General features: G+C 70.8%; 28 protein-coding genes, 1 tRNA gene and 1 pseudogene. 15 read left to right on the top strand and 15 right to left on the bottom strand.

What is annotated here, in order from left to right:
• The first annotated feature begins 65 nt into the window (after positions 1–65).
• From ACWCP2_RS02725 to ACWCP2_RS02740, 4 genes are all read left to right on the top strand, one after another.
• Positions 66–971, top strand: a complete 906-nt coding sequence (locus tag ACWCP2_RS02725) for a LysR substrate-binding domain-containing protein (protein ID WP_450906778.1) — start codon at positions 66–68, stop codon at positions 969–971.
• A 118-nt stretch (positions 972–1,089) separates the two neighbouring features.
• Positions 1,090–1,644, top strand: coding sequence for a cysteine dioxygenase (locus ACWCP2_RS02730; protein ID WP_450906779.1), 555 nt, complete (start codon positions 1,090–1,092; stop codon positions 1,642–1,644).
• Positions 1,644–2,702, top strand: coding sequence for a YeiH family protein (locus tag ACWCP2_RS02735; protein ID WP_450906780.1), 1,059 nt, complete (start codon positions 1,644–1,646; stop codon positions 2,700–2,702). Before ACWCP2_RS02730 ends, ACWCP2_RS02735 begins: the two co-directional genes overlap by 1 nt.
• Positions 2,703–2,787: 85 nt before the next feature.
• Positions 2,788–2,875, top strand: a tRNA-Ser gene (locus tag ACWCP2_RS02740).
• A 95-nt stretch (positions 2,876–2,970) separates the two neighbouring features.
• Here the strand turns inward: ACWCP2_RS02740 and ACWCP2_RS02745 are convergent.
• Positions 2,971–3,741, bottom strand: coding sequence for an alpha/beta fold hydrolase (locus ACWCP2_RS02745; RefSeq protein WP_450906931.1), 771 nt, complete (start codon positions 3,739–3,741; stop codon positions 2,971–2,973).
• A gap of 104 nt (positions 3,742–3,845) precedes the next feature.
• On the bottom strand, positions 3,846–5,054 hold the full coding sequence (locus ACWCP2_RS02750; RefSeq protein WP_450906781.1) for an FAD-dependent monooxygenase: 1,209 nt from the start codon (positions 5,052–5,054) through the stop codon (positions 3,846–3,848).
• A 351-nt stretch (positions 5,055–5,405) separates the two neighbouring features.
• On the opposite strand from ACWCP2_RS02750, the gene ACWCP2_RS02755 reads away from it, so the two are divergent.
• From ACWCP2_RS02755 to ACWCP2_RS02795, 9 genes and pseudogenes are all read left to right on the top strand, one after another.
• The gene (locus tag ACWCP2_RS02755; RefSeq protein ID WP_450906782.1) at positions 5,406–5,816 is read left to right on the top strand and encodes a DUF6344 domain-containing protein; all 411 of its coding nucleotides are present in this window, start codon (positions 5,406–5,408) and stop codon (positions 5,814–5,816) included.
• Between the two features lie 847 nt (positions 5,817–6,663).
• On the top strand, positions 6,664–6,975 hold the full coding sequence (locus ACWCP2_RS02760; protein WP_250738547.1) for a hypothetical protein: 312 nt from the start codon (positions 6,664–6,666) through the stop codon (positions 6,973–6,975).
• 181 nt (positions 6,976–7,156) lie between these two features.
• A complete protein-coding gene (locus ACWCP2_RS02765) occupies positions 7,157–8,314 on the top strand; it encodes an acyl-CoA dehydrogenase family protein (protein WP_450906783.1) in 1,158 nt (385 codons plus the stop codon).
• Entirely contained in the window at positions 8,311–9,282 is a 972-nt protein-coding gene (locus ACWCP2_RS02770; RefSeq protein ID WP_450906784.1) for a bifunctional MaoC family dehydratase N-terminal/OB-fold nucleic acid binding domain-containing protein, read from the top strand. The genes ACWCP2_RS02765 and ACWCP2_RS02770 overlap by 4 nt, the downstream gene beginning before the upstream one ends.
• On the top strand, positions 9,282–10,328 hold the full coding sequence (locus ACWCP2_RS02775; RefSeq protein ID WP_450906785.1) for an acyl-CoA dehydrogenase family protein: 1,047 nt from the start codon (positions 9,282–9,284) through the stop codon (positions 10,326–10,328). Before ACWCP2_RS02770 ends, ACWCP2_RS02775 begins: the two co-directional genes overlap by 1 nt.
• A gap of 86 nt (positions 10,329–10,414) precedes the next feature.
• Positions 10,415–10,813 carry a MaoC family dehydratase gene (locus tag ACWCP2_RS02780; protein ID WP_450906932.1) on the top strand — a complete coding sequence of 133 codons (399 nt, stop codon included), beginning with the start codon at positions 10,415–10,417 and terminating at the stop codon, positions 10,811–10,813.
• Positions 10,810–11,976 (top strand): lipid-transfer protein, encoded by a 1,167-nt coding sequence (locus ACWCP2_RS02785; RefSeq protein WP_450906786.1) that lies wholly within the window; start codon positions 10,810–10,812, stop codon positions 11,974–11,976. Before ACWCP2_RS02780 ends, ACWCP2_RS02785 begins: the two co-directional genes overlap by 4 nt.
• Before the next feature lie 194 nt (positions 11,977–12,170).
• Positions 12,171–12,704, top strand: a complete 534-nt coding sequence (locus ACWCP2_RS02790; RefSeq protein WP_250738541.1) for a SigE family RNA polymerase sigma factor — start codon at positions 12,171–12,173, stop codon at positions 12,702–12,704.
• A gap of 153 nt (positions 12,705–12,857) precedes the next feature.
• Positions 12,858–13,088: pseudogene (locus tag ACWCP2_RS02795) on the top strand (AMP-binding protein); the annotation flags it as partial.
• Between the two features lie 100 nt (positions 13,089–13,188).
• On the opposite strand, the gene hemC reads toward ACWCP2_RS02795, so the two are convergent.
• The 5 genes from hemC to ACWCP2_RS02820 all read right to left on the bottom strand — a co-directional run bounded on the left by hemC (position 13,189) and on the right by ACWCP2_RS02820 (position 16,130).
• Entirely contained in the window at positions 13,189–14,157 is a 969-nt protein-coding gene (gene hemC, locus ACWCP2_RS02800; RefSeq protein WP_450906787.1) for a hydroxymethylbilane synthase, read from the bottom strand.
• A complete protein-coding gene (locus ACWCP2_RS02805; protein ID WP_450906788.1) occupies positions 14,154–14,594 on the bottom strand; it encodes an NUDIX domain-containing protein in 441 nt (146 codons plus the stop codon). The genes hemC and ACWCP2_RS02805 overlap by 4 nt, the downstream gene beginning before the upstream one ends.
• A 140-nt stretch (positions 14,595–14,734) precedes the next feature.
• Complete coding sequence (locus tag ACWCP2_RS02810) at positions 14,735–15,214, bottom strand: hypothetical protein (protein ID WP_450906789.1); 480 nt, start codon at positions 15,212–15,214, stop codon at positions 14,735–14,737.
• On the bottom strand, positions 15,211–15,681 hold the full coding sequence (locus tag ACWCP2_RS02815) for a hypothetical protein (RefSeq protein WP_450906790.1): 471 nt from the start codon (positions 15,679–15,681) through the stop codon (positions 15,211–15,213). Before ACWCP2_RS02815 ends, ACWCP2_RS02810 begins: the two co-directional genes overlap by 4 nt.
• Positions 15,678–16,130: an ATP-binding protein gene (locus ACWCP2_RS02820; RefSeq protein WP_450906791.1), complete on the bottom strand. Its 453-nt coding sequence runs from the start codon at positions 16,128–16,130 to the stop codon at positions 15,678–15,680. The genes ACWCP2_RS02815 and ACWCP2_RS02820 overlap by 4 nt, the downstream gene beginning before the upstream one ends.
• Before the next feature lie 258 nt (positions 16,131–16,388).
• Between ACWCP2_RS02820 and ACWCP2_RS02825 the strand changes: the two genes are divergently transcribed.
• Both ACWCP2_RS02825 and ACWCP2_RS02830 read left to right on the top strand, forming a co-directional pair.
• Positions 16,389–17,234 (top strand): helix-turn-helix domain-containing protein, encoded by an 846-nt coding sequence (locus tag ACWCP2_RS02825; protein WP_450906933.1) that lies wholly within the window; start codon positions 16,389–16,391, stop codon positions 17,232–17,234.
• Positions 17,231–17,449 (top strand): DUF397 domain-containing protein, encoded by a 219-nt coding sequence (locus ACWCP2_RS02830; RefSeq protein WP_450906792.1) that lies wholly within the window; start codon positions 17,231–17,233, stop codon positions 17,447–17,449. The genes ACWCP2_RS02825 and ACWCP2_RS02830 overlap by 4 nt, the downstream gene beginning before the upstream one ends.
• 60 nt (positions 17,450–17,509) lie before the next feature.
• On the opposite strand, the gene ACWCP2_RS02835 is transcribed toward ACWCP2_RS02830, so the two are convergent.
• The 8 genes from ACWCP2_RS02835 to ACWCP2_RS02870 form a co-directional block, all read right to left on the bottom strand.
• The gene (locus ACWCP2_RS02835) at positions 17,510–17,773 is read right to left on the bottom strand and encodes a hypothetical protein (protein WP_450906793.1); all 264 of its coding nucleotides are present in this window, start codon (positions 17,771–17,773) and stop codon (positions 17,510–17,512) included.
• Positions 17,770–18,003 (bottom strand): hypothetical protein, encoded by a 234-nt coding sequence (locus ACWCP2_RS02840; protein ID WP_450906794.1) that lies wholly within the window; start codon positions 18,001–18,003, stop codon positions 17,770–17,772. Before ACWCP2_RS02840 ends, ACWCP2_RS02835 begins: the two co-directional genes overlap by 4 nt.
• Positions 18,004–18,026: 23 nt before the next feature.
• Positions 18,027–18,941, bottom strand: a complete 915-nt coding sequence (locus ACWCP2_RS02845) for an N-acetylmuramoyl-L-alanine amidase (protein WP_450906795.1) — start codon at positions 18,939–18,941, stop codon at positions 18,027–18,029.
• A gap of 67 nt (positions 18,942–19,008) precedes the next feature.
• Positions 19,009–20,745, bottom strand: a complete 1,737-nt coding sequence (locus ACWCP2_RS02850) for a hypothetical protein (protein WP_450906796.1) — start codon at positions 20,743–20,745, stop codon at positions 19,009–19,011.
• A 17-nt stretch (positions 20,746–20,762) separates the two neighbouring features.
• On the bottom strand, positions 20,763–21,611 hold the full coding sequence (locus ACWCP2_RS02855; protein ID WP_450906797.1) for a hypothetical protein: 849 nt from the start codon (positions 21,609–21,611) through the stop codon (positions 20,763–20,765).
• Positions 21,611–22,714 carry a hypothetical protein gene (locus ACWCP2_RS02860; RefSeq protein ID WP_450906798.1) on the bottom strand — a complete coding sequence of 368 codons (1,104 nt, stop codon included), beginning with the start codon at positions 22,712–22,714 and terminating at the stop codon, positions 21,611–21,613. The genes ACWCP2_RS02855 and ACWCP2_RS02860 overlap by 1 nt, the downstream gene beginning before the upstream one ends.
• Before the next feature lie 10 nt (positions 22,715–22,724).
• Positions 22,725–23,726 carry a hypothetical protein gene (locus ACWCP2_RS02865; RefSeq protein ID WP_450906799.1) on the bottom strand — a complete coding sequence of 334 codons (1,002 nt, stop codon included), beginning with the start codon at positions 23,724–23,726 and terminating at the stop codon, positions 22,725–22,727.
• A 13-nt stretch (positions 23,727–23,739) separates the two neighbouring features.
• Positions 23,740–24,633, bottom strand: a complete 894-nt coding sequence (locus ACWCP2_RS02870) for a phage distal tail protein (RefSeq protein WP_450906800.1) — start codon at positions 24,631–24,633, stop codon at positions 23,740–23,742.
• Position 24,634: the final 1 nt, after the last annotated feature.

The raw sequence follows: 24,634 nt of genomic DNA on the forward strand, positions 1-24,634 counted from the left end.
ATGGCGAGGGGCCGTAGGCGCGATTGTGCCTGCGGCCCCTCCCAACGTCCGCTTATGCTTCGACCGTGTTCGATTCGCGGCACATACGGACGTTCCACGAGGTGGTCGCCTCGGGGTCCTACTCGGCCGCCGCCCGGGTCCTCGGGTACACCCAGCCCGCGATCACCCAGCAGATGAAGGCGCTCGAACGCGCCGTCGGCACCCCGCTGTTCACCCGCGTGGGACGCCGCATGCAGCTCACCGAAGCCGGGGAGTCCATGGCCCGGCACGCCGAGACCATCCTCGGCAGCCTCTCCGCCGCCGAGGCCCAGCTGAAGGCCTACGCCCGGCTGCGGACCGGCCGCGTCCGGCTGTGCGGCTTCCCCAGCGCCAACGTCACCCTGGTCCCGGAAGCCCTCAGCAGCCTGGCCAAGGAGCATCCGGGCATCCAGGTCGAGCTGCTGGAGGGGGAGCCCCCGGACTCCCTGCGCAGGCTGGAGCGGGGCGACTGCGACATCACCCTGGCCTTCACCTACCCCGGCCTGCACGAGGAGGTGCCGGAGGAGGTCGCCGAGGTCAGGCTCATGGAGGACCAGCTGACCGTGCTACTGCCGACCGGACACCCGCTGGCCCGGCGGCGGGCCGTGCACCTCGCGGACCTCTCCGGGGAGCGGTGGATCGCCGGCTGCCCGCGCTGCCGGGCGAACCTGCTGCACGAATGCGCGGGACTCGGCTTCGTCCCCGACATCCGCTTCGCCACCGATGACAACCTGGTGGTCCAGAGCCTGGTCGCACAGGGCCTGGGCGTGGCCATGATGCCCGCGCTGGTGCTGCCCTCGCTCTCGCTGAGCAAGGTGTGCGGGCGGGCCCTGCAGCCGGCCGCCCGGCGCCACATCGCCGCACACGTGTACCGGGACCATCTGCGCGTCCCTGCGACGGCGGTGGTGCTGGAGGCCCTGAAGCAGGCGGCCTCGAACCGCGTCGGCTGCTGACCGCTCCACCGCCGCTTCCCGCCCTCCTTCTCTCCTCCCCCAACCCATAAGCCGGGCTTGGGATTTCAGCTCATAACTGTCGTTGGACGTGATGGGTGGGCTCCTCGACGCTCCCCCTATGACCACCACCACGCCGGCCCGCACGACCGCGAGGACGGCCGCCCTCGTCAGTGAGATCCGTACGGTCGTGGACCGGGGGCTGGCCCCCGACCTGACCGCCTACCTGGTCGGCGAACGCCTCGCCCCGCACCTGGGAAGGCCCGGTCTGCTCACCGCCGGGCAGCGCGAGGGACACCCCGACCGCTACCGGCAGCACGTCCTGCACGCGGAGCCGGACGGGAGCTTCTCCGTGGTGGCCCTGGTCTGGCTGCCGGGCCAGGAGACCGCCATCCACGATCACGTCTCCTGGTGCGTGGCCGGGGTGCACGAGGGCGAGGAGAGCGAACTCCGCTACCGCCTCGCCCCCGCCACGGCCACCACCGGAGCCCGTCTGGTGGCGACCGAGCACGTGGTCAACGGGCCCGGTGACGTCTGTGGGTTCGCCCCGCCCGGCGACATCCACAAGGTCCGCAACTCCTGTCGTACGAAGGCGATATCCCTGCACGTCTACGGGGCGGACGTCATACGCCTGGGCAGCAGTGTCCGCCGCGTCTACACGCTGCCGACCGACTGATGGCCATCCTCAACCGCCCGGTGCGCGGGGCGGGATCACCGGTTCCGGTCGATGTTTCACGTGAAACATCGTCACCCTGGCCCGGGTTGGGCCTCGCGATGGCGGGAGTCCTGGTCGCCTGGTCTGTGCACCGGCTGGCGCCCTGGGCGCCGATGCTGACGGTGTCGGTGGTGCTCGGTATCGCCGCGACCCATCTCCCCGGCCTGCGGAGCTTCGTACGCGGCCCCGCGCGCCCGGGGCTCTCCCTGGCCGGGCGTCGCCTGATGCGCATCGGCATCGTCCTGCTGGGCCTGGCCCTGGGGCTGGACGAGGTGCTCGGGCTGGGCTGGGCCACCGTGGCGATGGTGGCCGGGGTGGTGGCGGCCACCTTCCTCGGCACCCTCTGGCTCGGCCGGCGGCTCGGACTCCCCGGGGACCAGCCGTTGCTGATCGCCACCGGGTACTCGATCTGCGGGGCCTCGGCCATCGGGGCCGTCAGTCAGGTGTCGGGCAGCGACGAGGAGGACGTGGCCTCCTCGGTGGCCCTGGTCACCCTGTGCGGAACCCTCGCCATCGCCGTGCTCCCGCTCCTCCAGTCCCCCCTCGGTCTCTCCGACCCGGAGTTCGGCCGCTGGGTGGGTGCGAGCGTCCACGACGTCGGCCAAGTGGTGGCGACCGCCCAGACGGCCGGCCCCGGCGCCCTCGGCGAAGCGGTGCTCGTCAAGCTGATGCGCGTGGCCCTGCTGGCCCCGCTGGTCGCGGCGGTGGCCTTCTCGGTACGGGCCCGCCGGCGCGGAGTGCGCACGCCCTCGGGCCGCCGGCCGGCTCCCGTACCGCTGTTCGTGGCCGGCTTCCTCGCGGCGGCCGCACTGCGCGCCACCGGGACACTGCCCGACGCGGCGCTGGAAGGGGCGCACACCGCTCAGGAACTCCTGCTGGCCGCCGCCCTGTTCGGCCTCGGGAGCGCGGTCCACCTGCCGACCCTGGCCCGTACGGGCGGCCGGGCTGCCCTCCTGGGCCTCGCGGCCTGGGTGGTCGTGGCCGGAGCCTCGTACGCGGGCGTCCTGCTCACCACCTGACCGCGGAGCACCTCCGGACGATCACCCCGACCCCGGGAATCCCCAGCGCCGCCCGCCCCCACCGCCCGGTACTCTGTACCCGCCAGGTGGGTTGCCCGAGCGGCCTAAGGGAACGGTCTTGAAAACCGTCGTGGCGCGAGTCACCGTGGGTTCAAATCCCACACCCACCGCCAGTTCAGTGAAGTAGCAGGTCAGAGGGCGGGCACCCGATCCGGGTGCCCGCCCTCTCCGCTTGCCCTGTTTCCGTCAGGCTGCTGCCGCGGGCCGTTCAGTCCCTGGCCAGGGACTCGGCGGTGGCCCGGGCGAAGGCCTCGGGGTTGTCGAGCATGATGTTGTGCCCGCAGTCCGGGAGGGGAACGACCGCCACTCCGGCCGCCTCCAGGGCCTCGGTCCCGGGAAGGCTGCCGTCATCGGCCGGGAACAGGAAGCTGCGCGGGATCTCCAGCCGCAACAGCAGTTCCCGCATCGTCGGCGTCGTACCCGCCGCCAGGTGGACGGCGCTGCGGTGCAGGGCGACGCGGCCCGCCAGCCGCATCGTGGACCACCAGTGGGCGCCGACCCGGTCGCGCACCTCGGTCCAGCCGCCGGCCAGGAACTCCTGCTCGGTGTAGCCGGCGAGCCCGCTGCTGCCCGCGACGGCGCGGTTGGGCGGGGCCGGGTCCAGGTTGGCGTCGATCAGCACCAGCCGGGAGACGAGGTGGGGGTGCCGGTCGGCCAGCACGATGGCGACGGCGCCGCCCATGCTGTGCGCGATGAGTTCGGCGGGACCGGTACCGGTCTGCTCCAGCGCGGCGGCGAGAGCGTCGGCGTGCGCCTCCAGCGTGTACGAGAAGTCCTCGGGCCGGTCGCTGTGCCCGTGCCCCAGCAGGTCGATCAGCAGGGACCGCCGTCCGGTGAGCAGCGGATGCACGGCGCTCGCCGCGAAGTACGCGGGCGAGGTGGACCCCAGCCCGTGCAGGTAGACCCGCACGGGTCCGCCCCCGGGCAGTTCGACCCAGCGGATCCGGTCACCACCTGCTGTGACGACGGCACTGTGCATCCTGAACTCCCCCACATCGATACGGGTCACGAGCGTAGTGGGGGCACCTTGGTGTACCGGCCATGGGGTCAGCGGGGTCAGCGGGGCCAGTCGGATCAGCCGGGTCAGTAGTCCTTGAGCGTGATGGAGTTCGCGGCCTTCTGGATGGGCTCCATGACCTTGTTCATCATCCGCTCCTTGCCCGGAAGGCGGCCCAGGAGGGAGAGCAGGGTCAGCTGGATCGAGATCTGGCGCTTGGTCCGCATGACCATGTGCGTGATGTTCGACGGGCCGAGCTTCTGGTTCTCCTCCGCGAAGCGGCGCATCTCGCGTTCGTACGCCGCGAAGCCGGCCGTGTGGTCGCCTCCGGCCGCGGCGAGCTCGCCCGCCAGGACGTAGGCGCCCACCAGGGCCAGGCTCGTACCCTGCCCGGAGGCGGGCGAGGCGCAGTACGCGGCGTCGCCGACCAGGGCGGTGCGGCCCTTCGACCAGTGGTCCAGGTGGGCCTGGCTGAGGGAGTCGAAGTAGAAGTCCGGGGCCCCGTCCAGCGCCGCGAGGAGCCTGGGCACCTCCCAGGACTCGCCCGCGTAGGCCTCCGCCAGCAGCTTCTTCTGCTGGGCGACGTCGTGGCGGTCGTACTCCAGCGGCTCCGATGCGAAGAGGAACATCGCCTTCGCGCCCGTGTCCTTGGCCGTGCTGTACGTCAGGGCCGTGCGCAGGGGGGAGACGTAGGTCAGCTCCCAGCGATCGAGATCGAGGTGGTTGGGGACGCTGTAGATCGAGACGTAGTAGCCGAGGTCCCGGATGAAGCGCTCCTCCGGGCCGAAGACGAGGGCCCGGGTGTGGGAGTGCAGCCCGTCGGCACCGACGACCAGATCGAAGACGCGGCGCGCACCGCTGTCGAAGACCACCTCGATGCCGTCCGGGGTCTCCGTGGCGGAGGCGATGGAGTCGCCGAAGAGGTACTCGACTCCGTCGGCCCCCTCGACGGAGAGGTCGTAGAGGATCCGGTTGAGGTCGCCGCGCAGGATCTCCGCGTCGTGGCCCGCGCGGCCGCCGAAGGTGTCTCCGTCAAGGGTCGCCACCCGCTTGCCCGCCGCGTTGACGATGGAGCCGCCCTGGACGTCGGTCCGCTGGGCGCGCACCGTGTCGAGGACCCCGGCACGGGAGACCACGTCGAGCGCGGCACCCCGGATGTCGATCTTGTAGCCGCCCTCCCGGAGGGAGGAGGCCCGCTCGACCACGGTCGGCCGGAAACCGTGGTGGCGCAGCCAGTGGGCCAGCGCGGTGCCCGCGATGCCTGCACCGGATATCAGTACGTCTCGGTTCTGCATGGAAACCTGGTCCCCCGACCATGAGAAGAAGATCCGCCGCGCCGTCGATGGAGCATGGTGGTGGGCTGGGTGGTTGTCAACATCCTTGTGTGGAAGGGGAGATGGCGATGTCGGGCGGGCGTGCGGCCCGGGTCCGGGAGGGGTCCGCGGGAGAGTCCGCAGGGGGATGGGCGGGGGATCCGACGGGGGATCCGACGGGGGATTCAAGGGGCGGGAATTATGCGATTAGCCCCTTTGAGTGGTGTTTGTCGGAAGATCGGCGCGCGTCGTGGAGGCGTTCCGGTTGCGCCCGCATCATGACGAATGTATTCAGATCCGCCCGTCGGAACATCGCGAAATGAGGGACCCGTCATGGCTCACCGCAGCACCATCACGTCGATCTGGACCACCGTCCTCGCGGCCCTCGTGGCCCTCCTCGCCTCCCTCGGCTTCGGCGCCAAGGTCGCCCAGGCCGCCGCCGCCCCGCTCTCCTCCTCCCCCGCCGCCGCCCCCGCGGCCGCCGCGGCGAACCGGCCGGCCTTCATGGCCCGGCGGACCTGGAGGGCGATGATGCGCGGTGGTTCGCTCCCGCCCACCATCAAGCAGCGCATCCGCGCCGAGGCCCACGGCAAGACCCCGTCCGTCCGCCGCTCCACCACCGCCCTGGCCGCCGGCTCCGGAGCCGATGCCGAGCCCGGAGTGAACGACAGCGTCCGTAACGCCACGATCGCCGCAGCGGCCCGCGTCGGAGCAGCTCGCCGGGATATGACGCTCGCCGCGTAGTGCGCGGCACGGAGCACTCGTACCGCGCAGACGCGGGATCCGTTGACAGCAGGACGCAGGACGCAGGACGCAGGACGCAGGACGCAGGACGCAGGACGCAGGACCCAGGACGCACCACGCAGGACCGAGGACGCAGGACCCCTGACATCAGGACGCAGTGCGCGCAGGTGCAAGCCGTAGGGCCCAGTGCGCGGCGCCCGGTACGTAGGTCACAGCAGCACGCAGTACGTGTACCAGAGGCAGTACCCGCACCCCGGTACGCGGCAGCAAGCAGGAGCACCGCAGGAGCACCGCAGGAGCACCGCAGGAGAAACGCAGCAGTACGCGAGAGCAACGCAGAGCAGATCAGCACACAACAGCGCACGCGCACGCACCACACGCAGGCGCTGGAGCCCGGTCGGTCGGTGTGAGCAGGCCGCGACCGCGGATCGCGTCGAGAAGGTGCCCCGGAGCGGGGCACAGTGGGAAGGCCCCGGCGAGCGCCGGGGGCGTGCAGGGGGCGTGAAGCTTGGCAGCGCAGGGCCGCAGGCCCGGGAGACGGTGGGGTTCCCGGACGGCGCGGCCCTTTTCGGCATGTCCGGGGCCGGCCGGTTTGGCGAATCGGTTCGCCCCTTGCCCGGCGGGGGTTTCAGCGGATCTCAAGCCCCTGACCTGGGGCGTCGGGGGCGCGAATGGGGTTTATCCGATGTTGGTCATGCTTGCGGGGGAATCGAGGGCTCCGGGGTGGTTCGCCGGGGATTCGGTGGGCAACTCTGGTTCCGCGACGTCGTCACCACACGGAACGACCGAGGCGGTCGGCCAACTGCCTTGGAGCAAACCCCACTTCGGTTTTCTGGAGGATACAGACATGGCAAGCATCCGTACCGCCCGCGTCATCGCCGCCGTCGCCGCTCTCCCCCTCGCCGTCGCCCTCTTCGGCGGGGTGGCATCGGCCGACAACGGCTCCTTCGCGAACGACGGATCGAATGCGAGCGTCGCCAGCATCATCGGCAGCGGCGTGGGCGGCAACAACCACGGCAACTCCTCCACCTCGCAGCAGGTGGCCACCGGATCCGGCGCGTCCAACCAGAACAACACCGCGCAGGTCAACGGCTCGGCCTTCACCGCCATCGAACAGCACAACTCCACCGTCGCGGTGAATTTCTACCCCTGGTGGTAGCCGCGGCCTGATCCGCACCGACTGACGAGGGCGCCTGCGCGACCGGACCGGCTGGGGTCCGGTAGTGCGGGCGCCCTCGGGCGTTCCCGTGCTCCGTCACAGTGCTCCGGCCTTGACATCGACCTGGAATCTGACGGACAGTCAGGTCCACTTGACGATGCGATGCCGGGAGGCCAGCGCCGTGCACCTCGCCCCGACCGAAGGCCAGTTGCGGCTCCGCTCCGAGCTGCGGGAGTACTTCGGAAACCTGCTGCCGGACGGGGTGCCCGAAGACCCCGCCGAGCAGCGCGCACTCCTGCGCCGGATAGGCGCCGACGGACTGCTCGGCCTCGGCTGGCCCGTCGAGTACGGAGGCCAGGGCCGCGGCCCCGACGAGCAGTTCGTGTTCTTCGACGAGGCCTACCGGGCCGGCGCCCCCGTCTCCATGGTCACCCTCAACACCGTGGGACCGACCCTGATGAAGTACGGGACGCGGGAGCAGAAGGACTTCTTCCTGCCCCGGATCCTCAAGGGCGAGCTCGTCTTCGCCATCGGCTACTCCGAGCCGGAGGCGGGCACCGACCTCGCCTCCCTGCGCACGCGGGCCGTCCGCGACGACGAGGGCTGGCTGATCGACGGCCAGAAGATCTTCACGTCCAACGCCCAGAACGCCGACTGGATCTGGCTCGCCTGCCGCACCGATCCCGAGGCCCCCAAGCACAAGGGCATCTCCATCATCCTGGTGCCCACCGACGACCCCGGCTTCGCCTGGACCCCGATCGACACCGTCGGCGGCCTGACCACGACCGCCACGTACTACGACTCCATCCGCGTGCCGGCCGGCAACCTCGTCGGCCCCGAGCACGGCGGCTGGGGCCTGATCACCAACCAGCTCAACCACGAACGCGTCGCCCTCGCCGCCATCGGCATGCAGGCCGAGGACTTCTACCGGGGCGCGCTGGACCACGCCCGCACCCCCGACCCGGTCACCGGCGAGCGCCCCGCCGACCGCCCCTGGGTGCAGTCGCGGCTCGCCGAGGCCCACGCACGCCTCGCCGCCGTACGCCTCCTCAACTGGCGCCTCGTCCAGGACGTCGGCGCCGGCACCCTGGCGCCGGGCGACGCGAGCGGCGTGAAGTTCCTGGGGACCGAGTCCACCGTCGAGGTGTACCGGATCTGCCAGGAGGTGGTGGGGGAGGAGGCGCTCATCCGGGGAACCGGCCCCGGGGTCTTCGCGGGCGGCGAGCTGGAGCGGATGAACAGGGCCGCCCAGATCAACACCTTCGGGGGCGGCGTCAGCGAGGTCCAACGGGAGATCGTCGCCATGATGCGGCTCGGTATGAAGGGAAGGAAGCGATGACCGCCAGGCCCGCCACCGAGGCCACACCACCAGGAGCGGACGAGGAAGCGGAAGCGGAAACGGCGCGCTTCCACACCCTCCTCGCCTCCTTCGAAGGGCAGCCCGCCGCCACCGCCGGCCAGGGCAAGGACCCGGTCAACGAGCCGATGATCCGCCACTGGTGCGAGGCGATGGGCGATGCCAACCCCGCCTACACCGGGCCGGACGCCATCGCGCCGCCGACCATGCTCCAGGCATGGACGATGGGCGGGCTCTCCGGACACACCGGGCGCTCCTCGGCCTACGACGAGCTCCTCGCGCTGCTCGACGGCGCGGGCTGCACCTCCGTCGTCGCCACCGACTGCGAGCAGGAGTACCTGCGGCCGCTGCGCCCCGGCGACGCCATCACCTTCGACGCCGTGATCGAGTCGGTGTCGCCGCGCAAGACGACGAAGCTGGGCACCGGCCACTTCGTGACCACTCGCATGGACGTCCATGCGAACGGCGAACTCGCCGGGACCCACCGCTTCCGGATCCTCAAGTACACCCCGGCGGCGAAGCCCGTCACCCCCGCCAAGCCCGCCACCCCCGCCCGGCGCCCCCGCCCCGTGATCAACCGCGACAACCAGGGCTTCTGGGACGGCGTCCGCGAGCACAGGCTCCTGATCCAGCGCTGCACCGCCTGTGCGACGCTCCGCTTCCCCTGGCTCCCCGGCTGCAACACCTGCGGGAGCCCGGACTGGGACACCGTCGAGGCATCCGGCGCCGGCACGGTGTTCAGCTACGTGGTCATGCACCACCCGCCCTTCCCCGCCTTCGACCCGCCCTACGCGGTGGCCCTCGTCGAGCTCGCCGAAGGGGTCCGCATGGTCAGCAACATCACCGGCGTCCCGTACGACAAGGTCCGCATCGGGCTGCCCGTGCGCCTGGAGTTCCTGCGGGTGGACGAGGAACTGGAACTGCCCGTCTTCCGGGGGAGCGAGGCCTGATGGACTTCCACCCCACCGAGGAACAGGCCGCCGCGGCCGGACTCGCCGCCCAGATCTTCGGCGACCTCTCCACCCACGACCGCCTCGGCGCCGCAGGCACCGGCAGCGACGCCGAACTGTGGAAGGCGCTCACCACGGCCGGGCTGACCGCCGCCGTCGAGGACATCGGCCTGCTCGGCCTGGTGCTCCTGCTGGAGCAACAGGGCCGCACGACCGCGCAGGTCCCGTACGCCGCCACCTGCGTCTACGGGATCCTCGCCCTGGCCCGGCACGGCAGTGACCAGCAGCGTGCCCGGCTGCTCCCCGCGCTGGGCTCCGGCGAGGCGGTCGCCACCGGAGCCTTCCCGGACCGCGGCCGGATCACCGCCTCCCCGGACGGCAGGCTCACCGGCAGCGCCCCGGCCGTGCCCTGGCTGCGCGAGGCCACGCACGTCCTGGTGCCGGACCGGACGGGAGCCCTGTGGCTCGTACGGACGGACGCGCCCGGGGTGCGTACGGAGCCGGTGGAGACCACGGCGCCCTGGGCGGCCGCCGCCCTGACGCTGACCGGCGCCGAGGCGGAACGGGTCGGCGGGGAGGGCGCCTGCGCGGACGTGCTGGCCGTCGCCCGCACCGCCTTCGCGGGCCTCCAGGCGGGGGTCTGCGCGGGCTCGCTGGCCCGCGCCGTGGAGTACACCTCCACCCGCGAGCAGTTCGGCCGGCCGCTCTCCACCAACCAGGGGGTCATGCTCCGCGCGGCCGACGCCCACATGGACACCGAGGCGATACGGGTCACCGCGTACGAGGCGGCCTGGCGCGTGGACGAGGGCCTGCCGGCGGGGGAGCACGCGCTGACGGCGGCCTGGTGGGCCTCGGAAGCGGGCAAGCGGGTCGTCCACGCGGGCCAGCACCTGCACGGCGGCATGGGCGCCGACCTCGACCATCCCGTCCACCGCCACTTCCTGTGGGGACGCCAGCTCGACGCGTACCTGGGCTGCGGCAGCGAACTGCTGGCCGAGCTGGGCGCGGTCCTGTCCGAAGACGCGCCCGAGGGGGACGAGGCATGAACACCGCAGGCCCGAACACCGGAGGCCCGAACACCGGAGGCCCGAACGTCGCAGGCCCGAACACCGCAGGCCCGAACGTCGCGAGCCTGAGTCCCGGCGACGCGCTGCCGCCGCTGGAGATACCGGTCACCCGCACCCTGATCGTCGCGGGCGCGATCGCCTCCCGCGACTACCAGGACGTGCACCACGACGCGGTGCTCGCGCGGGAGAAGGGCTCCCCGGACATCTTCATGAACATCCTGACGACCAACGGCCTGGTCGGCCGGTACATCACCGACCGCCTCGGCCCGCGCGCGGTCCTGCGCAAGGTGGCGATCCGCCTCGGTGCCCCGAACCACCCCGGCGACACCATGACGCTGACCGGCACCGTCACCGCCGTCGACGGGGACACCGCCGAGATCCGCGTGATCGGCGCCAACGGCGTCGGCCACCACGTCACGGGCACCGTCACCGTCACCCTCGGCTCCCCGGAGGCCGCCGCATGAGCGTCCGCACCCGTGACCAGCTCGGCGGCCGCGCCGCCATCGCCGGCATCGGCGCGACCGAGTTCTCCAAGGACTCCGGCCGCAGTGAGCTCAAGCTGGCCGTCGAGGCCGTGCACGCGGCCCTCGACGACGCCGGGCTCACCCCCGCCGACGTGGACGGCATGGTCACCTTCACCATGGACACGAGCCCCGAGATCACCGTCGCCCAGGCGGCCGGGATCGGGGACCTCTCCTTCTTCTCCCGCATCCATTACGGCGGCGGGGCCGCCTGCGCCACCGTGCAGCAGGCCGCCCTCGCCGTCGCCACCGGGGTCGCGGAGGTCGTGGTCTGCTACCGCGCCTTCAACGAACGCTCCGGCCGCCGCTTCGGCTCCGGCGTCCAGCAGCGCGAACCCTCGGCGGAGGGCGCGGCGCTCGGCTGGTCGCTGCCCTGGGGGCTGCTCACCCCGGCCTCCTGGGTGGCCATGACGGCCCAGCGCTACCTGCACGCCTACAACCTGACCCCGGAGGCCTTCGGACACGTCGCGGTCACCGACCGCCGGCACGCCGCGAACAATCCGGCCGCGTACTTCTACGGCAAGCCCATCACCCTCGCCGACCACGCGGCCTCGCGCTGGATCGTCGAACCCCTGCGGCTGCTCGACTGCTGCCAGGAGACGGACGGCGGCCAGGCCCTCGTCGTCACCACCGCCGAACGGGCCCGCGACCTGCGGCAGAAGCCCGCCGTGATCACGGCGGCGGCACAGGGCGCGGGCCGCCGGCAGGAGGCCATGTCCTCCTTCTACCGGGACGGCCTCACCGGGCTCCCGGAGATGGACGTGGTCGCCCGCCAGTTGTGGCGGACCAGCGGGCTGAGGCCCTCGGACATCGACGTCGGCATCCTCTACGACCACTTCACGCCGTTCGTGCTGATGCAGCTGGAGGAGTTCGGCTTCTGCGCGCCGGGGGAGGCGGCCGATTTCGTGGCCGCGGACGCGCTGCCCCTCAACACCCACGGCGGCCAGCTCGGGGAGGCGTACCTGCACGGCATGAACGGCATCGCCGAGGCGGTCCGCCAGCTGCGCGGCACCTCCGTCAACCAGGTCTCCGGCGCCGCCCACGCCCTGGTCACGGCCGGTACCGGGGTCCCGACCTCCGGCCTGATCCTGGGCGCGGACGGCTGATCGCCCCGCGCATCACCCCGGGCATCACCCCGGGCATCAGCCTCTGCGTCACCCCGTGCGTCACCCCCGTGCGGAAGCCCCGCCTCCTCCACCTTCAGGAGGTGGGGCGGGCCCCGGCCCTACAACCTGAGGGGGACCCCGCTTCGGCACTTGCGGCCGATCCCACGGGGCCGCGCCGCTCCTAGCGTGGAGGCATGACCACGCCTGTGTGCACGCTCGCCTCGAATCCGACGCCGTACCCGTCGTTCTCGGCGTACGTCCGGACCCGCGGCACGGTCCTGATGCGCACCGCGCGCTCGCTCACCGCCAACCCCTGCGACGCCGAGGACCTGCTCCAGACGGCGCTGGCCAAGACCTACGTCGCGTGGGACCGCATCGAGGACCACCGCGCCCTGGACGGGTACGTCCGCCGGGCCCTGGTCAACACCCGCACCAGCCAGTGGCGCAAGCGCAAGGTCGACGAGTTCGTCTGCGACGAGCTCCCCGAGGCCGACGAGCCGCCGGCCGCCGACCCCGCCGAGGCGCAGGCGCTGCGCGACGCAATGTGGCGCGCGGTGACCCGGCTGCCGGACCGGCAGCGGGCGATGGTCGTCCTGCGCTACTACGAGGACCTGAGCGAGGCCCAGACCGCCGAACTGCTCGGGGTCTCCGTCGGCACCGTCAAGAGCGCCGTCTCCCGGGCGCTGGTCAAACTCCGCGAGGACCCGGAACTGACGCCCGTCCGCTGAGCCCGGGCCGATTCCCGGCCCCTCCCCGGCGATGTTTCACGTGAAACAACGCCCGCGTTTCTACTCTTGGGTAGTGACATGCCGACCGGTACGTGCGCAGAATCGCAGCATCCGTAGCCGCCGCAGCGCCGCAGCGCTCACCGGGAGGACGCTTTGCTGAGCACCATGCAGGACGTACCACTCCTCGTCACCCGCATACTGCAGCACGGGATGACGATCCACGGGAAGTCCCAGGTCACGACCTGGACCGGGGAGGCCGAGCCGCACCGCCGCAGCTTCGCCGAGATCGGGACCCGTGCCACGCGCCTGGCCAACGCCCTGCGCGACGAGCTGGGCGTCCGGCAGGACGACCGCGTCGCGACCCTGATGTGGAACAACGTATCTGTTGCACCCGGCGTTTGATCTGAGCAGTGCAGGCGGTACGACCTGCGGAAACACGAAGCGCCCCCGGTTCCCGGCCGGGGGCGCTTCTGCGTTCAGGTGATCAGTGGGGAATGCCCTCGATGATGTCGCGGGCACCCTGGCGCAGCAGCTCAGCACAGACGCGGGAGCCGAGTACCGCGGGGTCGTTCATGCTCTCGCCCCAGTCGTGGGCGTTGACGAACTTGGAGCCGTCGCGAGAGAACACCATCCCGCGCAGGCTGAGCTGTCCGTCGGGCTCGGTGATGCAGTACCCAGCGATCGGCGAGTTGCAGTGTCCACGCAGGCCGTGCAGCATCACGCGCTCGGCGGTGATCTCCGTCATGGTCTTTTCGTGGTTGAGCTGCTGGAGCAGGTAGGCGACGGCGTCGTCGTCCTTGCGGCATTCGAGGCCGAGTGCTCCGGCGCCGACGGCCGGCAGCATCTCGTCCACGGTGAAGACCTGCCGTGCACGCTCCGGAATGCCGAGGCGTTCGAGTCCTGACATGGCAAGCACCATGGCGTCGAGCTTGTGGTCGATCGACTTCTTACCGTCGAGCTTGTCGATGCGCGTGCCGACCAGGCCGCGGACGCGTACGACATTCAGGTCGGGGCGGACGCGGCTGATCTGAGCTTTGCGGCGTACGGCAGACGTGGCGACAGACGCGCCGGAAGGCAGGTCGTCGAGGGTCTGCATGTCGGAGCCTTCGGGGAAGAGCAGTACGTCGCGGACGTCGTCGCGGGGAAGGTAGGCGGCGAAGATCAGGCCTTTGGGCATGGGTACGTCGCCGGGTACGTCCTTGATGCAGTGCACGGCCATATCGACCTGTCCGCGCTGCAACATCTGGTCGATCTCGCGGACGAACAAGCCCTTCCCGCCGAGCTGGGCGAGGTCGCCCTGCCACTTGTCCGCCTCGGTCGTGACGGGCACGACCTCGATGTCGAGTTCGGGCTCGATCTTGCGGAGTAGGCCAGAGACGAGATCGACCTGCGCGAGGGCCATCGGGGAACTCCGGGTGCCGATACGCAGTTTCCGGTCGGGGAAGTCGTTCATGTCGTCCTCTCGGTTCGGGTTTCACGGTATGTCGCGGCGCCGGGGGTCTGGAGTGGTCCCACGATTCGCCGTGCGACGGCTGGGTGTAAGAGGCTGTCGAGTTCGTTGCGGGCGGCCCAGCGCCACATGTCGAGTTCGTCGGCCTGCAAGGTGATGGGGTCGGTGTCGGCGGGGTCGATGACCGGGCCGGCGAACAGGAAGGCGACGCGGGCGCGGCGGCCGGGGCGGGTGGCTTGGAGCCATTCGACGGCGAACAGATCGTGTTCGGTGACGTCGAGGTCGAGGCCGAGTTCTTCGCGTACCTCCCTGAGGGCGGCGTCGAGGGGGGACTCGTTGTGTTCAACGATTCCGCCGGGGACCTGCCACGGGCCGCCCTTGGCGGGGTGGACGATGAGCAGTCGGTCGTTCGGGTCGGTTATGAGGATGCCCGCGGTCATTGGGTGGCCGGGGGCGGGTGAAGCGGGCGGGGGCATGGCGCAGACCTTCCGTTTGGGTCGGGTGGGTGCTTGTACGCTCGGACCGCGGCGGGCCGACCCGGGGTCTTTCCCACTCCGGGGCGGCCCGTCCGCGCGTCCGCCTACCACCTGCGGCGGGCATCCGTGGTTGCCCACCGGACAAGGCCGGCCGCGATCCCCTGCTCGATGAACTGCGACAGGTCCGTTTGTGTCCTGCCTGCGGGGGTGGGGGTGAACGAGAGGGTGAGGCGCACCGGACCGCCGAGGGCGACGTGCCGCTGCCACTCCCGCCCGGTTGCCGGGATGCGCAGCACCCACCGGTCGTCGCCGTAGTCGAGCGAGGCGATTCCTCGGTGCAGCGAGATTCGGGCTCCGACGTAGCGCGGTTCCTCTTCTACCGGCCCCAGGCTGAGGCAGAACGACAGGGCCCGCATGCCGGCCTCGATCGTCTCCAGGGTTTCACCGGCCCGGCGGGGCGGCGCGTGGGTCAGGAGGACCTGTGCCACGGGTCCGCTGTCGGTCGGGTAGTGCATTCCGTGGGTGAACGTGACGCCGGCAAGGAAGCCAACGCCGGGCGTGATGCTGAGAGGGGGAACGGTCACGATGTTGTCACCCCTGCGAGGGCGCAGTATCCGGCGTAGTAGCGGCGGGTCTCGGTTGCGCGTTGGTAGTGCGCAATGGCGGGTGCGCCTGGCAGCAGGGGGTCAAGGGTGACGACCACGATGCATCCGCCTGTCGTACGGGCGGTGACTCCCCACTCAGGGCCGGGGTCCGGTAGTAGGAGGTCGCATTCGGGGTGCCCGTAGTTGAGGGTCCACCCGACGCCCCGGCGGATGAGTGCTTGTCGTGCGGGCATGCGGAGGGAGCCGCGTGCGAGGCCGAGGCCAGACGCGATGTAGCCGAGGGTCGCCTCGATGTCGGCGGGCGATTCGGTGGGCCGTGCTTCTGGGTGGCCGAGGAGCGTAAGCGCGAGGGGGCGCCTGTAGTTGGTGAGGTCGATCGTTGACGAGACGACCATCTCGCCGAGGAACCGGGGCCCGGCAAGAAGGTGGTTGAGAATCGCGTTCACCCGGCCTGCCTCCATTGCAGTTCAGCCCACACGGCCTTGCCCATGGGGCGTTCGTCGACGCCCCATGCGGCGGCGAGCGCGTCGAGGATGAACAGGCCGCGGCCTCGCTGGCGTTCGTCGCTTTCAGGCTTGCAATGTGGTCGACGGCGTGAGGGGTCGTGGACCTCGATGCGGATGTGCCCGGGGTCGGCAGCGAGGACGACGCGCAGGGAGTCGCCCGGTTCGGTGCCGTATCGGAGTGCGTTGGTCACGAGTTCCGAAACGAGCAGTACGGCATCGTCCATCGGGCCATCCGGGATGCCCGGAACGTGGTAGCTGATGAACTCACGTGCGTATTTGCGTGCGGCGTGCGTGGACTCGGGGTCTTTGGCGAGCAGCAGTTGCGGCGGCGGGTCGACAGGTGGGCGGCAACACGGCACGACTAAGTGCCTTGGTAGCAGGGTCACCATGCGAATCCTCTCGGGGCACGGGTGCTGACCGGCGCAAGAATCCATCGCGCCAGTGCAGGCACAATCGCATTTCGTACCGTCAGCTTCCTCCTTTGGTCCCCACTGGTGCAACCGTTCTCACAGAGTCGTGCGAATTCGCATATGCCCCCGCGAACGATGATGGTGTGATAGATCGACAGGTGACACGGCCTGATGGGGCACGGCAGACTGTCGGGAACGTAGGCCGACAGGGAGGGGACGAAGTTGAGTGCGCCAACAGTGCGCCGGCGCAGGCTCGGAACGAAGCTGCGCGAACTTCGGGACGACCTCGGCTTGACGATGGAAGACGTGGCAGAGCGGTCAGAGGGCCGGATGACCGTTGCGAAGCTTTCGCGGCTTGAGTTGGCCAAGTCGGCGGCCAAGCCCGCAGACGTCGACATGCTGCTCGGGTTGTACGGGGCGGACGATGACGAGATGGCGTCAGCCCTGGTGAGCATGACCCGCGAGGGTGCGCAACGTGGCTGGTGGCACTCCTACCGAGGGATCCTCACGCCAACGTATGAGGACCTGATCAGCATGGAAGCGGAAGCTTCCACCGTGAAGACCTGGAACCTTGGAGCAGTCCCGGGCCTCCTGCACACCAGTGAGTATGCAGGGACAATCATCCGTGCGACGGCGATGTCTGAAGCGGTCGAGGCCAAGGTCGACGCATTGGTCGCGGTTCGTCTTGCGCGACAGTCCGTACTGACGCGCTCGACGGATCCACTTACCCTGTGGGCGATCATCGCTGAGGGCGCGCTGCGAACTAAGGACGTCGACGGCGAGGTCATGCACGAGCAGCTCGGAAAGCTGCTGTCCATGGGCAAGCGGGACAACGTGAACATTGCGGTCGTACGGTCGAACGCCCCGTTGCACGTTGGACAGCTTGGGAGTTTCAGCCTGTTGTCGTTCGGCGAGCACGCAGACCTCGACGTTGTCCACACTGAGAATTTGACGGCAGCCCTGTACGTCGAGGAACGCGAACAGGTGTCCGTCTACCGGGATGCCATGCAGCGGTTGACCTCGGCGGCGGAGTCAGTACAGGCGTCCGCGGAACTGATCACAGAGATAAGGAAAGCCCTATGACCCACCACGTTGCCGACGCCTCGACCTTGCCCGTCACCTGGTGGAAGTCGTCGAGGTCCGACACCGGGGCACAGTGCGTCGAGCTGGGCATCGTCGACGCCGGCAAGCAGGTAGTTGCCGTGCGGGACAGTAAGGAACCGACCGGGCCCGCTCTGCTCCTGTCCTATGCCGCCCTTGGCGCCCTGGTCGGCGGCCTCAAGTCCGCAGAGCTGTAATCCAGACACGACGAAACCGCCCCCCGTCCGGCCGTGTGGCCGGGCGGGGGGCGTTGTTGTTCAGCGGGCGGTACCGGCCTGCCACAGGGCGAGCAGCAGGCCGAGGGCGGCGACCAGGGCGGCCACGGACGGGAGCGGCCACCGTGTGCGTTCGAGGTTGTCGAGGCGCTGCTCGTGGTCGGCGAGCTTGGTGTCGGTCTGGTCGCTGCGCTGTACGAGCAGGGCGAGGGATCCGTCGATGCGGGTCATGCCCACTTCGACGACGGCGCGCAGGCGTTCGAGTTCGAGTGCGACGTCGGAGTCGCTCGGGGGCAGGGTGCTCACTCGGTGGGCCCGTCGTTGTCGACCAGGCCCAGGCCGACGCGGTCGAGCAGGGCCTCGACGCTCGGCAGGGCCATGACTCGGGCGAGGCCACCGGCGACGGCGAGGGCGCCGGCGACGTACGGCAGGGCGTCGGGGATGCCGGCCGCGGCGACGATGGCGGGCAGGGCGAGGGCGAGGGCGACGGCGGTCTGCATGGCAGTGCGGATACTGCGCTTGTTCTCGGGGGTCATGGGGGGCTCCTTCGTGGTGGGGGTTACTGGCCGTAGGCGAGGCGGTGCAGGTACGCCCACCCGCGGGGGCCGATGGCGGGGTCGTAGGACGTGCCGGCGCCGCGGTAGGCGGGGTGGGCGTTGTGGAAGCGGGCGACGCTCGCCTGCGTTACGGGGCCGTAGTTGTCGGACTCGACGACGTCGCGCGGCATGTATCCGGTGGCCTTAAGGGCGCGCTGTAGCGGGCGGGCCGACGGTGTCGCCTTGTTCGGGGCGAGGCCGGCCGGGAACGACGGCGGGGTGTAGGCCGGCGGGGTGGGCTTGCTCGGCGAGGTGGGGGCGTTGCCGAGCAGCTCGGCGACGCGGGCACGGATCCGGCCCATGGTGAGGGCGGGGCCGTCCTCGGTGCCGATCGGGCCGCGGGGATCGACCTTGCCCGGCTGCCATTCCGAGTGCCCGATCACGGAAGCGGCGCCCCACCCGTGGGCGCGGCACAGGCCGGCGGCGGCCCGGGCGATGGCCTCGACCTGTACCTCGGGCCACGGGTCGTCGTTGTCGCCGAGGTTGACGCACTCGAAACCGTAGAAGTGCCGGTTACCGTCGACCGTGGCCTGATCGTCGGTGGGCACGGCGCGCTCGGCGATGACGGCGGCGAGGACGTCCGGGTCTCCGGATCCGGCGTGGTTCGTGCGGCCGTATCCGATGACGTGCGTGGTGCCGGCCTTGTCGATCACGCCATGGCACAGCGGCCCCGGAAGGGAGTCGTATCCGGTGCGGCACAGCTCGACCGAGTAGTCGGTGCCGCTGGTGACGGTGTGGTGGATCATGACCCCGTGAACGGGGCCCCACGATCCCTTGTGGTTGCGGTTGTGGGTGCGCCACGATCCGACTTCCTCGACGGTGACCTGCTCGCCGCGCAGGGCGGCGAGGAAGCGGTCGGCGGTGAGGGGTGTTGCCATGGTGGGTGTCCTCCGGGCATGAAAAAACGCCCTCGGCGGGTGCCGGGGCGTGCGGGGTGGGGCGGGGTTAGACCATGGCTAGGGCCATGATCGCGGGGTCGAGTCCTACCTCTCCGACGGTCTGATTGACGGTCGCTGGCAGGGACGTCTGCGAGTTCAGGCACCATGCGCGCTGGAATGCCGTGGCGCCGAGAAAGAAGTTCGCCGGCGCGCTGGGGGCCTCGTTCTGGCAGTGCACGTAATAGAAGTCGGTGGCGGCGCCGGCCGACACGAGGAACGCGGCCCAGTAGCGGCCGGGCTGCAAGGTGATCGGTGCGGTAAGCGGCACGGGGACGGCGCCCATGTGGTTGTTGGCGGCGCCCGGTGCGGTGCCGCTGATCTGTCCGGCTGCGGGCAGAGTGGACACCAGGCCCGATGTTGCAACGCGGCTTCCCGCATCGTTGTAGACGCCGGCATAGAACCTGGCCGCGGGTACCGCGGTGGATCCGGCCCACCCTCGGGCGAAGATCGCCACCGTGTTGACCTGTGTGGCCTCGGTGATGTTGATGCCGGACATGTAGAGGCGCTGAATGACTGCGGCCTTTGGCGGGGTGGTGGGGTTGGCCACGTGGGCAGGGTCGACGGACCATGCCTGAAATCCGAGTGCCTGCGGCGTCCAGACGTTCCGGCCGATGGCGGCCGGGAGTTGGGCTATGGGGACCTTGCTGCTCGCGTCGAGGGAGGCAACGCCGTTGGCGGCGCCGCGGGCGGTGGTGGCGAGGGCGCCGACGGCTGTGGCCGTGTGGGTGTGGCTGGTCGTTGCGGCGCCGACGTCGGCGGCGGCGAGGACGACGGCGCCGGTCTGTCCGTTGACGGACGCGACGGCGCCCCCGGTGGCCGGGAGTTGGGCGGCGGGGACCTTTCCGCCGGCGTCGAGTTGGGCGACGCCCCCCGCGGTGCCGGCGGCGGTGGTGGGGATTGCTCCGACGTCGGCGGCGGCGAGGACGACGGCGGCCTGCGACTTGCCGTTGACGGACTGCACGACGCCCGGGGCGCCGGCGGCGCCGGTCGATCCGGTGGCGCCGTTGGCTCCGGCCGCTCCGGTCGGGCCGCGGAGGTTCCCAACGGCGCTGCCCCACCCGGAGGTGCTGCGCTGGTAGAGGTCGCCGGTATCGGTTCGCAGCAGCAGGTCGCCCGGCTTGGTGCCGGTGCTGGGGGTGGCTCCGGTGTTCAGGTACCAGGCAGCACCCCGGATGTCTCCGGGCCGCTGTGTCCACGTTCCGGCGCTGCGGGTCCAGGTCGACACCGTGGTCGAGGTGACGCCGAGCAGGGTGAACGCGTCGTACCTGACGTAGATGTCTCCGTCGACGCCGAGCGTGGGATCGGGGGTGGCGGTGCCGTTGTAGATGCGGCTTCCGGGCGGTCCCTGGGGGCCGGGGTCGCCCTTGACGCCCACATAATTCGGCTTGCTCGGGTCGCGGGGGGCGATGTCGGCGAGGTCGACCTCGGGCTTTTCGGCTGGCAGGACGATGTTGTACGAGCGATTGCTCGGGACGCCGACAAGTTGCTCCGTGACCGTGTAGCTCCACCCGGTCGGCTCCATGCCGGGCGCGTCCGTGGCGGGCAGGACGACGGGGGCCCCGTCGACTTCGAGCTGTCCGGCGGTATTGAGAACGCCGGTGACGGGGCCGCCGAGGATGACGTCGGCGAGGGGGAAGGTCAGGACGGCCGGCGCCCGGAACGTGATCGTTCCGGTAAGCGGTCGGCCGTTGGGGGCGAGGTAGGTACCGGTGACGGTGACGGTGGGTATGGAGTCGGGCAGCACGTGCGGGAGGTGCCTCCTTAGTCAGTGACGCGGCGCAGGCCCGGGGACGGGGGCGGGGGCGTCATCGCTGTTGGCGGCGCGGCCAAGGGGGCGGCGGCGGGGGGCGTGCGAACGGGCGGGCTGGGGGCCTCGGCGGGCGTCATCGTGTGCCGGTTGATTGCGTAAAAGAGCCTGGTCTCGATGTCTCGGCCGGCCTGCACGTTGCGGTGCTCGATCGTCCAGTCGACCCATTGCAGGTACTCAATGCCGTGCATGGGCTGCACGATTTCGCGATCTGTCCACTGACCGGCCGGACAGGTGTACTCGGCGACGACGACCGGGGCCATGCCGTCGGGCTGCATCGTGATCTTGACTTGTCCTCCGCCTGTGTTGGCGTAGGTGCTGATGAACAGGTGCTGCACGGCGTGCGTGGCTGGACCGGTGCCCCACCAGGCCGGTTCCCAACTGGTCGAGGCGGTGTTCTGCCTCTCGGTGGGGTGGAGCTGGAGCGGGAGCAGGGGACGGCCAAGGAAGCGATCCGAATAGGCATCGTCCATGACGAGGATCTTGTCGGGGGCGTCCTTGTCGCGTGACCACAGGCGCACCATCTGGTCGTCTTCGAGGATGTCGTCGCCCACGGTCAGGGCACGGGACCCGTCGGCCCTGCGGATGAAAACGCCCCAATCGCCCTGGGGGGTCTGGCCGATCTTGAGAGTGGCGACACCTTCGGGCGTCTGGGCAATCAACTGCCCTCCCTCCCCGATGACGATGTCGCCGTGCAGGATCTTGTCCATGGCCGGGCGCGTCTGGGCACGGCCGCTCAGTTCGCGGACCTGCCGCTCTAGGGTGCGGATCCGATCGAGCAAGTCCTGCGGAATCGCTGCCACTAAGGGACCTCCAAAATGAGCCGAGCGGACTCGGGCCGGCCGCGCTCGGCCGGGCTGATGGACAGGCCGACGATCCGGTACCGGGCGTCGAGGGGGACGGGGTGCCAGATGTCCCGAATCCGAACGCGCACGGTGGCGCCGAGCAGCGCGGGGGATACCGGGGCCCGGGACATGTCGAGCGTGATTTCGGGGATGACCGTGCCGGCGCGGGCGGCGGCGAGGTCGGCGGCGGCGTGCGCGTCGAGGGTGACCTGCTCGGTGATCGTCGAGTAATCGCTGCTCCCGTCGAGGCGCGGCCACCCGTCGGCGAGGTCTTGCTCGGCGACTTGCAGCTCGGACGTACGCGGGACGCTGTCGGCGGCCTGGTTCTGGTTGTTCGTTGCGCCGCGGGTCTGCCACGCGTTCGCGCGCTTTGTCGCGTCGACGGGCCACGTGTAGGCGGTGACCGGGCCGGGGTGGTCGAGGACGATGTCGCTGTGCCCGGTGCGGATGGTGGGCGTGCCCAGTTGCAGCCGCTTGACGCGCCGGCCGTCGGCGTCCCGGTACGACGCGATGCGCCACTCGAAACCGCCCTCGACGGCGCCGAGCTGGTCGAGCAGGTCGCGGACGACGGGCAGGTCGAACCGGCTGTACTTCCGCTCGCGCAGGATGCCCGACGTCTCGGTCGGGTACTCGATGCCGATGTCGCCCCCGGGCGTCGACTGGACGTAGTCGAGCAGGTTCCGGACGATGTCGTACTGATCGGTCGGGGCGCTGGTTTCGAGGGTGTCGTACAGCATCCGGTGGGACAGGTAGGTGTCCCACGTGCCGGCCTGCACGGCGAGCGAGAGGTACCCGCGGGCGTCGGACTGGATGGCGGCGGTCCACAGGATCCCGCCCCACCAAACGTCGCGGCCTCGCTCCAGCCATACGGCGGTGCGGCCGGGGACGACGGCGGCGCGGGCGCGCGCGGCTACGGCGGCGTTGGGGATCGGAATGTTGCCCGACATGCTGCCTGGCTTGCCGATGTAGTCGTCGAGGGCGAGGGACTGCACGGGCAGGGCGTCGAGTACCTGGTCGCTGCGCAGGTCGCACAGGAGCAGGCGGTACGGGGGTGAGAGCACGCTCACCCCCTCACAGGACGTAGCAGGCGCTCACGCGGATGGCTCGGCCCGGGGCGATACTTCCGCCGGGTTCCCACGTTCGCAGGATGACCAGGCCGGCCGTAGTGATCCGTACGCCGCCCTCGCCGAATCCGTCGGATGCGGCGCCCTCGACGTCGAATGGGGGCCGCCATCCGGCGGGCAGGGTGGCAAGGGTCTGGTCGGCGAGGTTGCCCCCGACGGGTACGGCGATGACGGCGCCGGTGCGGTTGACCTCGACGGTGAAGGAGCAGACTCCGCTCGTACGGCGGGCGTTGAATGCGCTCAGTGCGTAGCCCGTGGCGGCGGCGGCCCCGGCCGTGGTTGCTTCGATGTCGAGCGGGGGCCGGTAGACGACCCATTGGGACAGGGTGGCGTCCCATCGTTCGAGGACGCCGGCGACGTCGCGGTACTGCCCGTCGTAGGCGCCGGTGAAGGAGGTGCCCCAACCGCGGGGGATGATTCCGCCGAGCGACGCGGTGTACCGGCGGCGGTCCGACAGGGCGGTCGTCCAGTTGATCCCGCCCGTACCGGCGGACGCTCCGGCGGGTACGTAGATCGACCACAGGCGCAGGGCCGCCTCGGGCAGGGTTGGCTCGGCGGGGTTGGGTTCGGGGGTGCCGACGATGATTTCGACGGCGACCGTGGTCTGTCCGGACGTGTCGAACAGGCCGTCGTACACGCGGAGCACAACCGAGTCGGTCCGGGGATGCTGGGCGTGTCCGTCGCCGATGGTGAGGGTTTCGGGGACCGTGACGGCGATCGGGTAGGCGCCCTGTGCGGTGGTCCCCTGGACTATGGCCCGGCCGGTGGCGATCTGGACTTTCATCGGGCCTGCGCCCGTGGCGAGCAGCGGGGATCCGCCGGCGATCACGCCGTCGCGGGAGGTGAGTTCGCCGGTGGGCACCATCGTGCCGAGGGGGGCGAGGCGGGTGTCGGTGCGGGTCTGTCCGTTCGGGGGGCCGGTGAGTAGCCATGCGGCGCGCACGGTCATGCGGGGTGCCTCCTTACCAGTAGGCGCCGCGCCACCGGACGGTGACGGATGCGGCGGGGTGGGATGATCCGGGCGCGGCGCGGTAGGCCATGCCGGCCGTACCGGGCCAGAGCGCGAACGACTGCTCGGGCACGCTGCGGGCGGTCGCGGTGTAGAGGCGCGACGCCGAGTTGTTGAGCGTGACCGTGCCGTCGGCGGTGTTCACGACCAGGACGTCACCCGCGGCGAGGTCGAGGTCGTATTCGAGTACGTCACCGTTGGCCATGTTGGTCAGGCTCGGCATGGACACGGGCCCACGGATCGTGATCAGCGGATGGGCGGGGGCGTTGCCCGCGTTGTGGGCGGTCAGGGTGCCGGTGCTGCCAGGGGGCCCAAAGTCGAGGTCCCACGCGATGCCCGTTTGGCCGCGCCAGTCGAGGCCCGGTTCGGCGCTCGGCAGGGTGGCCCGGGCCGAGCGTTCGAGCAGCTCGTACCGGCGGGGGTCGTCGGCGGTGACCTGTACGGCGGCCCCGTCGATGGTGCCAACGCTGTACCCGCGCTCGACCGGGACGGAGCGGGCGGTGACCCGGACCCATGCGAGCAGGGGCCCGCGCTCGTCGAGCTGCACCACGAACGGGATCTCGCCCTCGGTGATGGCGGTTGCGGCGCCGAGCTGCTGCACGACGCCGCCTAGCTTCCCGCGGCTGGCCCTGATCAGGATCCCGTCGAGGGTGACGACGCGGGACTGCGCGAGCAGGCGCCCCAGGATCGCGCCGTGTGCGTCCGACCGCGGTGTGCTCCCTGAGTCGAGGGGCGGAAGATCCTCCCACCCGGACAGGGAGCGCCACCGGTAGGCGGTGCCACGGCCGAGGAGGAGCGAGCCGAGCTGTACGTGCCCGGGGGCGCGGACCTGATCGCCGATCGCCACG

This window comes from Streptomyces sp. NPDC002104 (assembly GCF_053593795.1).